Annotated in this window: 13 protein-coding genes; 6 read left to right on the plus strand and 7 right to left on the minus strand. The window is 55.0% G+C overall.

Going from position 1 to position 13903, the window contains the following annotated elements; translation table 11 throughout:
- The coding region (locus tag G6R15_RS22535) for an integrase core domain-containing protein (RefSeq protein WP_164662313.1) at window positions 1-244 on the plus strand (244 nt) is incomplete at its 5' end.
- Window positions 245-275: 31 nt separating this feature from the next.
- Here the strand turns inward: G6R15_RS22535 and G6R15_RS22540 are convergent.
- Entirely contained in the window at window positions 276-506 is a 231-nt protein-coding gene (locus G6R15_RS22540; protein ID WP_164662314.1) for a hypothetical protein, read from the minus strand.
- Window positions 507-856: 350 nt separating this feature from the next.
- Between G6R15_RS22540 and G6R15_RS22545 the strand changes: the two genes are divergently transcribed.
- Both G6R15_RS22545 and G6R15_RS22550 read left to right on the plus strand, forming a co-directional pair.
- Window positions 857-1477 (plus strand): hypothetical protein, encoded by a 621-nt coding sequence (locus tag G6R15_RS22545; RefSeq protein WP_205520638.1) that lies wholly within the window; start codon window positions 857-859, stop codon window positions 1475-1477.
- Window positions 1459-3507 (plus strand): LuxR C-terminal-related transcriptional regulator, encoded by a 2049-nt coding sequence (locus tag G6R15_RS22550; RefSeq protein ID WP_164662316.1) that lies wholly within the window; start codon window positions 1459-1461, stop codon window positions 3505-3507. The genes G6R15_RS22545 and G6R15_RS22550 overlap by 19 nt, the downstream gene beginning before the upstream one ends.
- 52 nt (window positions 3508-3559) lie before the next feature.
- Here G6R15_RS22550 and G6R15_RS22555 read toward each other — a convergent pair whose 3' ends face one another.
- The 6 genes from G6R15_RS22555 to nadA all read right to left on the minus strand — a co-directional run bounded on the left by G6R15_RS22555 (window position 3560) and on the right by nadA (window position 10520).
- Window positions 3560-4963, minus strand: coding sequence for a coniferyl aldehyde dehydrogenase (locus G6R15_RS22555; protein WP_240336842.1), 1404 nt, complete (start codon window positions 4961-4963; stop codon window positions 3560-3562).
- Window positions 4960-6501 (minus strand): class I adenylate-forming enzyme family protein, encoded by a 1542-nt coding sequence (locus G6R15_RS22560; protein WP_164662317.1) that lies wholly within the window; start codon window positions 6499-6501, stop codon window positions 4960-4962. The genes G6R15_RS22555 and G6R15_RS22560 overlap by 4 nt, the downstream gene beginning before the upstream one ends.
- 46 nt (window positions 6502-6547) lie before the next feature.
- Window positions 6548-6874 (minus strand): 2Fe-2S iron-sulfur cluster-binding protein, encoded by a 327-nt coding sequence (locus tag G6R15_RS22565; RefSeq protein ID WP_164662318.1) that lies wholly within the window; start codon window positions 6872-6874, stop codon window positions 6548-6550.
- Between the two features lie 174 nt (window positions 6875-7048).
- Window positions 7049-7897 carry a carboxylating nicotinate-nucleotide diphosphorylase gene (nadC, locus tag G6R15_RS22570; protein ID WP_164662319.1) on the minus strand — a complete coding sequence of 283 codons (849 nt, stop codon included), beginning with the start codon at window positions 7895-7897 and terminating at the stop codon, window positions 7049-7051.
- Window positions 7894-9459, minus strand: a complete 1566-nt coding sequence (locus G6R15_RS22575) for an L-aspartate oxidase (RefSeq protein ID WP_164662320.1) — start codon at window positions 9457-9459, stop codon at window positions 7894-7896. Before G6R15_RS22575 ends, nadC begins: the two co-directional genes overlap by 4 nt.
- Window positions 9460-9467: 8 nt before the next feature.
- Window positions 9468-10520, minus strand: a complete 1053-nt coding sequence (nadA, locus tag G6R15_RS22580) for a quinolinate synthase NadA (protein ID WP_164662321.1) — start codon at window positions 10518-10520, stop codon at window positions 9468-9470.
- A gap of 552 nt (window positions 10521-11072) precedes the next feature.
- Here nadA and G6R15_RS22585 point away from each other — a divergent pair.
- The 3 genes from G6R15_RS22585 to G6R15_RS22965 all read left to right on the plus strand — a co-directional run.
- On the plus strand, window positions 11073-12707 hold the full coding sequence (locus G6R15_RS22585) for an amidohydrolase family protein (RefSeq protein WP_164662322.1): 1635 nt from the start codon (window positions 11073-11075) through the stop codon (window positions 12705-12707).
- 318 nt (window positions 12708-13025) lie between these two features.
- Window positions 13026-13598, plus strand: coding sequence for an FAD-binding oxidoreductase (locus G6R15_RS22590; RefSeq protein WP_240336843.1), 573 nt, complete (start codon window positions 13026-13028; stop codon window positions 13596-13598).
- Window positions 13595-13903: FAD-binding oxidoreductase (locus G6R15_RS22965; protein WP_304940830.1), on the plus strand; the 309-nt coding region annotated here is incomplete at its 3' end. The genes G6R15_RS22590 and G6R15_RS22965, both read left to right, overlap by 4 nt.

The following is a 13903-nucleotide window of genomic DNA, read 5'->3' on the forward strand; positions in this document are numbered from 1 at the left end:
CGCCAAGACAGCTTACATCGAACCTGGGAGCCCGTGGGAGAACGGATACTGTGAAAGCTTCAATGGCCGGTTCAGGGATGAGCTGCTCAACGGTGAAATCTTCTACAGCTTGCGCGAAGCACAAATCCTGATCGAACAATGGAGGAGACACTACAACACAAAACGCCCCCACAGTGCACTGGGCTATCGCCCGCCAGCGCCTGAAACCATCATCCCGATGGATCAGAGGCCGATGATGCACTAACAATCAACTTGGACCAGTCAGATGAGGCTGCTCAAGACCAATTGTCGTGGAATCGATAGCCGAGGCCTAAGGCAATAGTCGTTTCGTCAGTGAGATCCCCATCAGCGCCTGCCACAGGTGCGCCACCTATGGAAATTTCTGCCCGCTCTTGAAAAGCAACGTGGGCAACGCCCGCCTGCAAATACCAAGGGCTACTTTCCTGGGCCTGAGCTACGCCAGCGTTGACCATCCCCAACAGAGCCGGTGCGATTATCTTGTTCACAGAGTCTTCCTCCCTAATTTCGCTCTTCTCTCGAACCTTCAAGAGAACAACGCCGCATACGCGCTCTGACCACCTTAAGAACCCAACCTAAAGTCGGGCATTGAGCCATCCATTGCGGTGGCGCGGCCCGTGGCTGCATCAAGATGTCTTGAGAATTGAACTACGGGCCTGGGCGGGATTTGCGCCCCACCTAAAGTTCGGGACGTCAGAAAATAGATCTGCTACTCTCTTGTCGACATAGAGACAAATGAGTGATTACAACGCGCGGAACGGGGCTCGAAACGGGCCAGACGTTTCGATCACTCAGACCACCGGCCCACATGCCAATCGCAAGCACAGCGGGAAAATCGATGGCGTCACAAACTCCTCAAATTGGGCGAAACACGAGAACGGCGGCAGCAACCGGCCGAGCACTGCTCCAGGGACCGCCCCGTCGCAAACTGGGATTGCTTCAGAGGCCCCAATTGATTTCAGAAGTGGTTGGGTCCGCGGAATCCAACGTGTTGACACTGGTGATCGCCGGATCGGGGTATGGAAAGTCAGTTCTGTTAAGCCAGGTCTTTGACGAGCTGACCAGACACGAAATGCCTTGCCTCTGGCTGACACTAAATCAGGATGTGTCGCAAACAGCAGATCTACCGGATCGTCTTAAAGTTCAATTGGCTGCGTTGTTTCAGAAAATGCCGCAACCAACGGATGACTTTGTGTCCCTGCTCCGACAGTTTGCCGAAAATTCCGAAGTCACAGTCTTTATCGACAACTGGAACTTTACCGAAAATCAGGACACGAACCGCTACTTTGAACTCCTTCTGTCGGAAACACAGGGGTTGGCCCGCTTCGTCGTTTCATCCCGCAGCATGCCATCTTTTCAGTTTGAACATCTCCTCCTGGACAATGACGCCCGCGTTCTGGCAACAACGGATCTGGCCTTTTCCCGGACGAAGCCCACACAATGGTGCAGGCCAATGTAAGCCGACACGACACGCCCTTTGTCGAAGAGTTGATACGTCGGACTGAAGGGTGGCCAGTTGGCCTTTTGCTGCTCAAACAGCTTTTGGAACAAAGATCCGGAACACGGGCTTCGTTAGATTTTTCCGGCTCTCGTATCGAAGTCGCAAACTATCTGAACAAGTCCCTGTTTCAAAGTGCTCCAAAGGAGCGGCAGAATTTCTTAGTGGCACTGGCTCATCTGGATTCCTTCTCGCCCGAAATGATATCGGTTCTGTTCGACGACCCCGGACGAGCGCATGATCTTTTGAGTGAGGTCAACAACAACAGCTTTATCGTACAGGACAGCGACGCCACTCAAACCTTTCGGTTTCACCTGATGTTCCAGGAATTCCTGAAGGATCAGAAGACCAGTAATCTGAACCCTTCGCTTTCAACATTCCTGGTCCGGGCCTGCGATTGGCACGTTCAGCGCGGCGAGACGGCGTTGGCCGTTGGTTATGCGCTTAGAATTGGCGACGAGGACAGGATCATACAGCTGCTATCGGACTATTCCGAAAGCGAATTGGGAAACGAAGGAAACGCGCAACTGTTCGTCGACTGGATTCGAGAAGCCGAGAACCTTGGATGCACGTTGTCACCAAACTTGTCTTATTGGTACCAGTGGTGCCTGATATTTGGCGGCCATTGGCGGCAGGTGCAAGACGAAGAGATTGGTGCCCTGCCATCGCGCGAGCAAACGGTCATTCGGGCGGTCCATTCTATTTTCAGTGACGATCAGGATGGCCTTATTGCATCCGTCGCGGCCTGGAAGAATGGCGGCGAATTCGGGAATGAACTAACCAATTCCGGGATGTACGGCGCGTCGGCAATTTGCGAGCTGGGTAAAGGGGATTTTCGCCGCGCTCAGACCGAACTCAACCGCGCGATGTTCTCGGTGGAAAGAAGTACCAGCATCTTTGCGCGCTGCTGGCTTATGGTTTTGGACAGCTTTCTGGCGCTTTACCGCGGGCGCATCATTGATGCAGAAACTCATGCTTGGAAGGCAGTAAACCTAGCCGAGCACCGTTTAATCGACAATCGGGGTGTTAACCGCCTGGTTCGTCAAATTGCCAGTCTGATGACCTGGTATCGTGGTTATGACTTTGAGGCGCGCGAAGAATTTGGCAATGTCCCCAGTGCCAACCAGGAATTCGGTCTGCCCGCCATGACGATAATGGTGGCATCAGCCATGCGGCATCTCAAATGCGACGATCATCTCTCGTTGCCAGAGGGTTGGCTACGTTCGCATGCCACTCGATTGATCTATGCCATCGACAAGATCGAGTTTCAGCAGGTGAATGGCGCAGCCAAATCCGAAATATCCGAGCAACTGCTTGATCTGGAAGACAGGGTTGTCTTTGCAACCGAGTCCGGACTGGACTTCCAACCCGCATTCTGGAATGCGCGAAACCGCTATGAGATACTGATGGCGCGCCAAAACATCCTCGACGGGGACCCTGAAGAAGCTCTCAAAAAACTCATGCCTGTCATTTCTCGCTGTCAGAAGGACTCGAACGCGTTGTTGCAAAACCACGCCGAGTTGCTGCGGGCCGCAGCCCTTTGGCAATTTGACAAGCATCACGAAGCGCAGCGACAGCTGATCCGCACGACTGAACGGGCTTTTGATGGTGGGCTGGTACGCCCCATCTTGATGGAAAAATCTTTGATCGAGCCGATTTTACCAAATCTGATGATGGCAGGGGATCGGGCCACCATCGGCCGTGACCCGGCTGTTTGGCGCATTTTCAAACGCGCGGTTGGGCAGAACAACAGCGAAGAGAACTTGCCGATTGTTGCAGAGGTTGCATCACCTGGTGACTTGCAACTCACGACCCGCGAACTTGAACTTATCGGCTTTTTGGATGCGGGTCTCAGCAATCAGGATATTGCCGACCGGCTGTCGATCAAGCTGTCCACTGTAAAGTGGCACCTCAACAATCTGTTCTCGAAATTGGACGTGAAAAACCGAACAAGCGCTGCCAGATTCGCCAAAGACAACAGATTGCTTTGAAGCTCATAAGATAGCTTCGAATTAGCAGGGGCAGCGTGCTACCCCTGCGTCGTCAAACGATCTTTCGATATAGATCCGCGCCTTTGGCCCGCAGCCCCTTCATCGGAGGTTCAAACAGAAATGCGCCATTTAGACGGGCCTGCGTCATCACCGGTTTCATATGGCTGAAACGTTCAAATCCGGTAACGCCATGATAGGCACCAATTCCCGAGGCGCCAACACCACCAAACGGCAATGTGTCAGCGGCAACATGCATCACCGTGTCATTCAACAGCAATCCACCCGAAATAGACTTTTCTGTCCAGAACGCCTTTTCTTTTCGGTCTTCCGAGAAGACATACAGCGCCAGTGGTCGATCACGCTCGGACACGTAACGCAACGCGTCTTCGGCTGTGTCATAGGGAATAACCGGAAGGATCGGACCAAAAATCTCTTCTTGCATCACACGCAGATCCTGTGACGGATCAACAAGCAGAACAGGTGGTTCGACACGGTTTTCATCGTCCGTTGCCCGTTCCAACCGGACGGTTTTGGTTCCGGCGGATTCGGCTTCTTCGACAAGTTCGCGAATACGGGTACGATGCTTATCCGACACGATGGCGGAATAGTCCGGGTTGCCCACAAATTCCCCATAGAACTTGTGCATCCAACGTTCGACCGCAGCCGTAAACTCGTTCATCTTTTCCCTGGGAACCAGGGCATAGTCAGGCGACACGCAAATTTGCCCGGCATTCATGCATTTGCCATAGGCAACCCGGCGAGCCGCACGCTCGATATTCCCGTGTTTTCCAACAATCGTTGGGGATTTCCCGCCCAGTTCCAGCGTAACCGGAGTCAGATTTTTCGCCGCCTGTTCGGCAATGATCCGACCAACCGGCGTGGACCCAGTGAACAACAAGTGATCCAACGGTAGCTGGGTCACACCTGCTGCCGCTTCCGGCCCGCCCAGAACGGTTGTGATCTCAAGCGGGCTAAAAAACTCTGCAAACATCTTTTGTAAAACATCCGACGTGTGCGGGGTAATCTCTGAAGGTTTGACAATGACCCGGTTACCAGCGGCCAAAGCTGGCACCAAGGGAGAGATGACCAGATAGACCGGGAAGTTCCAGGGAGCCAGAATACCTACAACGCCTAACGGCTGTGGGTGGACCCGGCCGCGTGCGGGCAACAGGTACAACGGCATACCATACCGCCGCGGGCGCATCCATTTACGCAGATGGCGCCGCGCTGATCGAATTTCTGCAATACTGGCCGTCAGGTCATAGTTCTTGCACTCGATCGCGCTGCGGTGGCTGAAATCAGTCTGCATAGCCGCGATCAGCCTGTCTTCATAGGCCAGCAACCCCTTCTCCAGACGTACCAACCGATCCTTGCGCGTTTTGTAATCGGGGTTTGGGTCCGCCTGATAGGCGTCACGCATTTCAGCGAGACGCCCGGCAACATCGAGCGGTGTCATGCCGCTGCCTCAAGCACTTTGGCGCGAAGCTCGTGCTTGAGAACCTTCATCATCGCAGAACGGGGCAATTCATCCGAGAATGACACCGAAAGAGGGCACTTGTATCCCGCGAGGGACGCTTTGCAGAACTCTCGGAGCTGATCGGCAGTCAGGCGCGCCTCACCGGCCGGAACGATGACCGCGTGAACCGCTTCACCCCATTCCGCGTGCGGAACGCCGATGACAGCGACGTCTGCAACATCGGAATGAGTGGAAACCACGCGTTCGACTTCTGCGGAATAGACATTCTCACCACCAGTGATGATCATGTCCTTCATCCTGTCACGAACGTAGACGATTCCCATTTCGTCGACTTCACCCACGTCACCAGTCCGCAATCCACCGTTGCGCATCACTGCTGCGGTTGCGTCGGGTTGGTTCAGGTATCCCTTCATCAAAGTCGGGCCATAGAAGACAATCTCGCCGGGCGTGTTTGTTGGCAATTCGTTACCGTCTTCATCTTCGATCCGCAGTTTGACATACGGCGCAGCAACCTGCCCTGCCCCGTCGATCCGTGCCATGTCGCCGACGTGAAACTGGTGATCCAAAAACACCAGCATGCCGACTTCGAACATGCCATATCCCTGACGCAATTGCGCATTCGGGAAGACACCCAGAACCAACTTGAGAGCACCTTCTGAAATCGGAGACGCACCGTAGACGACTTCGATCACCTTTTCCCTCAATTCGGGCGCAAGGTGGGCATCAAGCGTCAAGGCCTGCAGGACCGCAGGTACAGCACCAATACAGTTGGCACCGAATTTTTCGATCGCGGCAGCAAAAAGATCAGGGCGCAGCATTGGCATGACCACCGCACTGGCTTCGCGTTGGATCAAACGCTGCAACGCTGTGCTCCAGCCAATCGTGTGGAACATCGGCATACCCAAAGCCATGATGTTCTTGGCAGCCGGCAGGTCAGCCATGACCATCGACATAACACTGGCCAAAATAGAACACTGAGTCTGAACCACACCCTTTGGCATGCCTGTAGTGCCGCCTGTGTAGACGATGACCGCCTCGCTGTCGGGGTCGCGAGCCGGATCAAGCGTGATCGGATCCGTCAGCACATCGGCAAACGGAATCGCGCCTTCCGGCGTGTTTTCCTTGCCGATGTGAATGACGTGCTTGAGCTTGGGAGCATTCTCTTTCAACGCGGGCAACATTGGCAGGAACACATCGTCAATAAACAGGCATTCAGCACCGGAATCATTCAATGCGTGAACCATTTCGGGTGGCGACCACCGAATGTTCAGCGGGGAGGCGACATTGCCCGCAAGCATGGCGCCAAAGAAAGAGGCGATGAATTCAACCGAATTCAGACCAATGATCGACACTGCCGAGCCAGCCGTCAGCCCCAAGCCTTCAAGGCCACCCGCCACCTGACGAGTTAACGTTGCGAATTGGGGACGCGAAAAGGTTCGACCAGCAAAGTCGGTGAACACCGGCCGACCGGTGTCAACACGTGAAAGATGGTCAAAAAGATCGTCAATGTTTAGCATGGTTCCTCCCAAATGCTAATAAGTTCCAGTGGCAGCGCTTCGAAAGTCAGGGCGCTTGCTCGTTGGGCACGCGCACCAGCAATCCATTAAAGCTGTCGTCAATTTTGAGCTGGCACGCCAAACGTGAGGTGGTTTCATCAGGGTCGATGGCAAAATCAAGCATGTCAGCTTCCATGTCTTCGCGAGACGGAAACCGTGAGACCCATTCCGGGTCAACGTAGACGTGACATGTGGAGCACGCACAAGCTCCGCCACAGTTGGCATCGATTCCAGAGACATTGGCCGCGCGTGCCGCTTCCATGAGCGTTATGCCGTTATCGGCCGCAACATCCATCTTGCTGCCGTCGGGCAGTTGAAACAAAATTTTGGGCATTGAGCTTCCCTGATTGTACTGCGTCCGGCCATTGACCAGCACACAGAGGTGTCTTTCGACAGCTTATCGCTCAAAGAATCAGCACAGTGCCCCAAACTAAAGTTGGGCGGGTCATTTTTCCAGATCCTGGGTCACCCGTCGACCGCAAATCTATTGACCCCAAAGTTTCGGTACTTAGAAATCCAGTCCCAGGTCGATCGTCTTGTAGGAATGCGTCAATGCACCTGACGAGATGTAGTTCACCCCTGTCGCGGCGATGGCCGCTACGGTATCCAGCGACACGTTACCCGAAGCTTCAGTCACCAATGTAGCGTTCACCATTTCAACGGCTTTGACCAAAGTCTCGGGCGGCATATTGTCTAACAACACCACATCCGCACCGCCGGTTTCCAGCACTTCGGATAGTTGCGCCAATGTGTCGACCTCGATTTCGACCTTCATCATATGCGAGGCTTTCGCGGCGGCGGCCTTTAGAACTGAGCGAACACCACCGGCTGCGGCGATATGGTTGTCCTTGATCAGGATCGCGTCAGATAGAGAGTATCGGTGATTGAAACCGCCGCCATGCAGAACGGCCTGCTTTTCGACAAGGCGCAAGCCCGGGGTGGTTTTACGTGTGCAGGTGATACGCGCATCGGTCCCTTGGGTTTGCGCCACAAAGGACGCGGTGAGTGTCGCCACCCCGGTCAAACGTCCGGCAAAGTTCAAGGCAACCCGTTCTGCTGACAGGATCGAGATCGCGTTTCCCCGAATTTCCATCAGTGCGTCACCCGCCATGCAATGGCTACCGTCAGCCTTGAGGAGAACGACCGCAAGCGACGGGTCGACCAGACGAAACGCCAACGCGGCAACCTGCAAACCCGACACCACCGCATCTTCGCGCGCATTGAGCCGTGCAACGTAGGTATTGCCCGCCGGAACGACTGTGCGCGACGTTACATCCCCATATGTGCCCAGATCTTCGATCAAGGCGACACGCACGATGGGTTCTAGGATGAATTCAGGAAGGTCGGCAAAGGTCATGCGAAGTCCTTGGATATGGTATTGCGGATGTCCAACGCCTGGCTGAGCGTCAGAACTGAGCGTTGTCCCGGAGAAGGTGCAGCTTGTGGAAAATCAGAGCGACAATGCGCCCCCCGGCTTTCCTGTCGCTGTAAAGCTGCGGCCGCGATCATGGTTGCCGCAGCTGCCATATTGAGAAATGCGGGCGAATTTGTGTTTTCGGCTTCTAGGCGTGCAATTTCGGACAAAGCCAGGCGCAAGCCATCACCATCGCGGACAACGCCAACACCGTTTGTCATGACCTTTCGCAGCGCCGCGACAGCTGCGGGATCGTCGCCGCGCGCCTGATCACTGAGCCCCAGAACAACAGGCCCAACATCCCTTGATTGGATCCGGGGCGCGATATCCCTTGCGCATGCCCGGGCAAACACCAACGCTTCAAGAAGACCGTTCGACGCCAGCCGATTTGCACCATGCAGCCCGGTGGAGGCAACTTCACCGCAGGCCCAAAGCCCAGCAAGGGACGTACGCCCCGTCTTGTCGGTCGCCACGCCACCCATGTGATAATGCGCTGCGGCAGCAACCGGAATGGGCGAAGTAGATGGGTTCAGACCGTTTCGAATGCAAGCTTGGGCGACAGTAGGAAACCTAGACACAATGTCCGATCCGATCGAAGCACGGGTATCAAGAGCGGGACGATTGCCCGCTTGCGTCTGCTGATAGACCGCGCGGGCAACCACATCACGTGGCGCTAGTTCTGCGTCCGGATGCTGTTCCAGCATAAACTGGTGGCCCTGATTGTTTATCAGGACCGCACCTTCGCCGCGCAGAGCCTCGGTCGCCAAGGGTGCGGGATCATCGCCCACGTCTATGGACGTCGGATGAAACTGTACGAATTCAGCGTCCGCGATGCGTGCTCCAGCGCGCGCTGCCATTCCAACCCCTTGACCACGAACCTGCTTAGGATTTGTCGTCAGATCGTAAAGTCCAGCAGCCCCGCCGCTGGCCAGCACATATGCGCTGCCACGCAAAAGGACGGTTCCCGTGCCAGCAGAACCCGCGCTGGACAGGTGAACGCCGTCGACCCGTTCACCATCGCTTTCCAATTTAATGGCAGTGATCCCTTCGACCACCTGCACAGAAGGCGTTTGGCGAAGCTCCGCAACCAGCGCCCGCATGATTTCGGCCCCGGCCTGATCTCCCTTGACGCGAACCACTCGGGCCGCACTGTGTGCGGCCTCGCGCGACAGCAGGAACGCACCCTCGTCAGAACGGTCAAACCTGGTACCGAAATCCTGAAGCGCCAGAACATGCTCGCGGGCTTCTTTTGTAACAAACGCCGCCATGTCACTCAGAACCGATCCAGCGCCGGCACGGATTGTATCGCGTGCGTGCGCAGCGGCGCTGTCCGTCTCGGCCATCGCCGCAGCAATGCCTCCCTGAGCCCAGGACGAGCTTGCGCCAGTTCCCAAGGGTTCCGGCGATATCATAATCACCGGACAAGGGGACAACATCAGGGCTGCGTAAACAGCAGCCAGCCCTGCACCAATGATGACAACGCGATCTGTCGAGACCTCATGCATTGAACGGGTCAGATTCCCAACTGACGGGACAGGTCGATCATTCGCTGAACAGACAGCCGTGCCTTTGACGCGATTTCCACATCAACCTCGACCTGACCAGTCATAGTGTCCAACGCGTAAAGCACCTTCTCCAGCGTGATCTTCTTCATGTAGGGACACATGTTACAAGGGCCGACAAATTCCACTTCGGGCAAACTGTCAGCAATGTTCGATGCCATCGAACATTCGGTGATCAACAGGGCTTTTTCGGGCTTTTCGTCGGTGACATATTTGATGATGCCGCTGGTCGACCCAGAAAAATCAGCCTCAGCAACGACGTCCGGAGGGCACTCCGGGTGTGCGATCAGGCGCGTTCCCGGATTCCATTCACGAAAATCGCGCAAATCGCGTGCTGAATATTGTTCGTGGACAATGCAGGACCCTTCCCACCAGACAACATTCTTGTGTGGAACGTCACGCGCCACGTTCTGCGCCAGATACTGATCCGGCGTCATGATGACAGTGTCACTGTCTTGTGCCGCCACGATCTGCGCCGCATTCGAGGAAGTACAACAAATGTCAGAGGCCGCTTTAACCTCGGCGGTGGTGTTGACATACGACACCACCGGAGCACCTGGATAGCGTCGGCGCATCTCTTCGACACCATCTGCCGTAATGGATTCAGCAAGCGAACAACCCGCGTCCATATCGGGCATAAGCACCGTTTTGGACGGGCTGAGGATTTTGGATGTTTCCGCCATGAAGTGCACACCACATTGCACGATCACATCCGCTTCGACTTCGGTTGCCTTAATCGCAAGCTGCAGGCTATCACCACCAAAATCCGAGATCCCATGATAGATTTCCGGCGTCATGTAGTTGTGACCAAGAACAACCGCATTCCGTTCGGCCTTGAGGTCATTGATCGCCTTCACATACGGGGCGAAGATCATCCAATCGGCAGGCGTTACAACGCGGGACATACGTTCATAGATATGCCCCAATCGAGCCGCCAGGTCAGGAGATGGGTTCAAGTCATATTTTTCGGATAGATGCGCGCGCTGCGCGGGAAGATCGAACACAGGACCATTTTCCTTGAGGAGAAGGAGGCGCTAGAACTACTTGGGTGCTTTCGCTTTGGCCACCTCTCAGAGAGGGACATTGTACCGAATATTCCCTGATACATGGAACCAGCTGACTTTTTTTCGTTGAGTGGTCCAAATTGAAAGTTAATGCACGTTTGACCTTTGGTCCATCGGAAGAATGGCCTCTGGTACAGGCGAGCGATAGCCCAGAGCACTGCGGGACCGCTTAGTGTAGCGGTGTTTTCTTCCGCTTTCCGTTAGAATTTGGGCTCCACGCAGGCTAAGAAAATCTGCTATACGCAATCGACCAATGGCCGTTTTTGGATTTTGCACCTTGGTGCACTGACACCCTACGACCACATTTGACAACTTTGTCGCCCGTCTGTCTTTGCACACTGTGAAGCCAGAAAGTCGGTCGTTGATTGAACGGCTGCGGCCTTGCGCAGATTTTCATGAGAAGTTTAGTATGCCATTGACCCACAGGCGATTGGGCCAAGAAAACAGCTCGGTAAAAAATTGCAACAACACTCCGGGAAAAAGAGAATGTTCATGACACCTGCTCGACATACATTTCTTTCAGCCGCAACGGTTATTGGGGTAGGGTTGTTCACAGCCTCTGGCGCTATTGCTCAGGACTACGATTTGGTAATCTTAAATGGCCGTGTCATGGATCCTGAAACCAGGTATGACGCGATTGCGAATGTTGGCGTCAAGGACGGCCAGATTGCCGCCATTACCAAAGACGATTTGTCGGGCACCAAAACGATTGATGCGTCAGGTCATCTCGTTACCGCAGGCTTTATCGATCAGCATTTTCACTGGACGCGCCCAGTCGGGTACAAACTTGCGCTTCGGGATGGGGTCACCACTGCAATGGACCTCGAAGCGGGTGCCGATGGGCGTTTCATAAATGAATGGTACGAAATGCATGCAGGCCGGTCACAAGTGAACTATGGCACAGCATCCAGCCACGAATTCGCCCGCGCCGCTGTGCTGGATGGCCATTCCGGTGGCTTTGATGCCCCGGGTGCTGTGTTGAGTGCGCGTGGTGGGAAAAACTGGGCCGACGGTGTGGTCGACTTGGAAACCGGCAACGAGGCCCTTGGGATAATCGATCAAGGATTGCGGCTTGGGGCAGTTGGCGTTGCCTCAACTGTGGGTTACTTTCCCGGCGCAACGGCCAGAGAGATGTTTGAGGTGCAACGGCTCGGCGGTTCCTATGATCGGGCGACCTTTGTTCACACCCGCTATACGCCTGGAACGTCGACAACAACGGTGAACGGAATTCAAGAAGTATTGGCGAATGCCGCCGCACTTGACGTCCCTTTGAGTGTGAACCACTTCAACAACGACGGCTGGCGGCAAGTTCAGGAGTTGATCATCGGCCTGCAGAACCAAGGCTACAACATCTGGGGCGAATATTATCCCTATGCCGCCGGGTCCACCACGATCAACGCCGCGTTTGTCGCCCCTGAAGTTTGGATAGACGAGCTGGGCAATTCGTACGAAGAAACCTTGCAAGACCCTGAAACCGGTGAATTCTATCACCGCGCCCGCTATGAAAAGGACGTGGTAGAAGACCCAACCAAACAGATCATCCTCTACAAGATGCCAGTTGAAGACATACCGGCCTGGGTGGCGCTTCCAGGCGTGGTTATGGCCAGTGACGCGATGATGGTTCCAGGCGGTTGGGACCAGCTTCCATGGGATATCGCTTATGAGGACATCCCGAACGCCCATCCCCGAACCGCCGGGTCGCACGGCAAGAGCCTTAGGCTAGCGCGCGAACATGACATCCCTTTGATGCATGTTCTGGCAACATTTAGCTATAACGTGGCCAAACACTTGGGCGACACGGGGCTGAAATCAATGCAGATCCGGGGCAGGATGCAAGAGGGAATGGCCGCAGATATCGTTGTGCTTGATCCCCGAAATGTCATTGATAATTCGGACTATTATGTGGGGACACTTCCGACGACCGGCATCCCCTATGTGGTGGTGAACGGCGCGGTCGTAGTTGAAGACAGCAAGGTGCGCGCAGATGTATTCCCGGGCGAGGCAATCCGCTTTCCGGTGCAGGAAGAAGGACGTTTTGTACCTTTGGATGAAAGTGTCTGGGCTCGCGACAACCTAAATATGCCTGAGGCATCACACGAGATGTTCGAAGACATTACAGCCGACTAGCGTCGCGTTTTGTTCGCAATGCCATTGAAGACTGTCTTTTCATACGCAAGGCTAACATTCGCCTGTTGTGATTGTGCACCGGACATGTCGAATTGAGTCGGCATTCGCTCGACAGCGCACCCTTCTCCGGTGAAGTCCCACTAGAATTATCGACAGATTAAAATAACCTATGCCGTTGTTATTAAAAACATATTTGTACTTCTTATTGGCGCGATGAGATTGTTTCATTAGACAGATTAACGCTTGTATCCATATCCACAGCATCAAACCGAAAAGCCATTCGGATGACTCTTCTCGCTGCACCCAGGATCAAGTCGCATGACGTCAGACCGCCACCTTGCCATCGCCAAACTTCGCGCGGTTTTTGGCGATCGCCTTTCGACCGGGGACAGTATTCGCGACCTGCATGGGCGGGATGCATCGCGTTTTGATGTGGCGCCGCCGGATGCGGTCGTGTTTCCCGAAACAACCGCCGAAGTGGCTCGGGTCGTGTCGATCTGCGCCGAACATGCCTGTCCGATTGTGCCTTTTGGTGTCGGATCCTCGCTCGAAGGGCATGTCATTCCCGTTCATGGTGGGGTGTCGGTGGATACCTCGCGCATGAGCCGGGTACTTGATGTGCAACCCGAGAACCTGTGCGCCGTTGTCCAACCCGGCGTCACCCGCGAACAGCTTGCGGAAGAACGTCGGGCGACCGGTCTGATGTTCACCGTCGATCCAGGTGCCAACGCGACGCTCGGCGGCATGGCGGCCACGCGGGCATCGGGCACCAACACCGTGCGCTATGGCACGATGGCGGATACTGTTCTGGCGCTCGAAGTTGTCACCGCCGACGCGCGCGTGATCCGAACCGGCTGTTTGTCGGCTCTGAAGGGACGTTGGGCATTATGACCGAACTGACGGTGCGCCTGTTCGGCCAGCCTGAACACATCGCCGCAGCCACCTGCCATTTCGACTCCATCCAAGAGGCGGTGCAGACGGTCATATTGACCATCCAATGCGGTATACCCGTGGCCCGCGCCGAATTTCTGGACGAGATTCAGATGCGCGGCGTGAATCAATACGATCCCTTGTTGAACCTGCCGGAAAAACCGCATCTGTTTCTGGAATTTCACGGCACCGAAACCAGCGTCGACGAAGATGTCGCGCGGTTCCGCGAGATCGCGCAGGATATGGGCTGMCTCTTATACACATCT

Source organism: Tropicibacter sp. Alg240-R139 (genome assembly GCF_900537075.1).
In the GTDB taxonomy this organism is placed as follows: Bacteria; Pseudomonadota; Alphaproteobacteria; order Rhodobacterales; family Rhodobacteraceae; genus Falsiruegeria.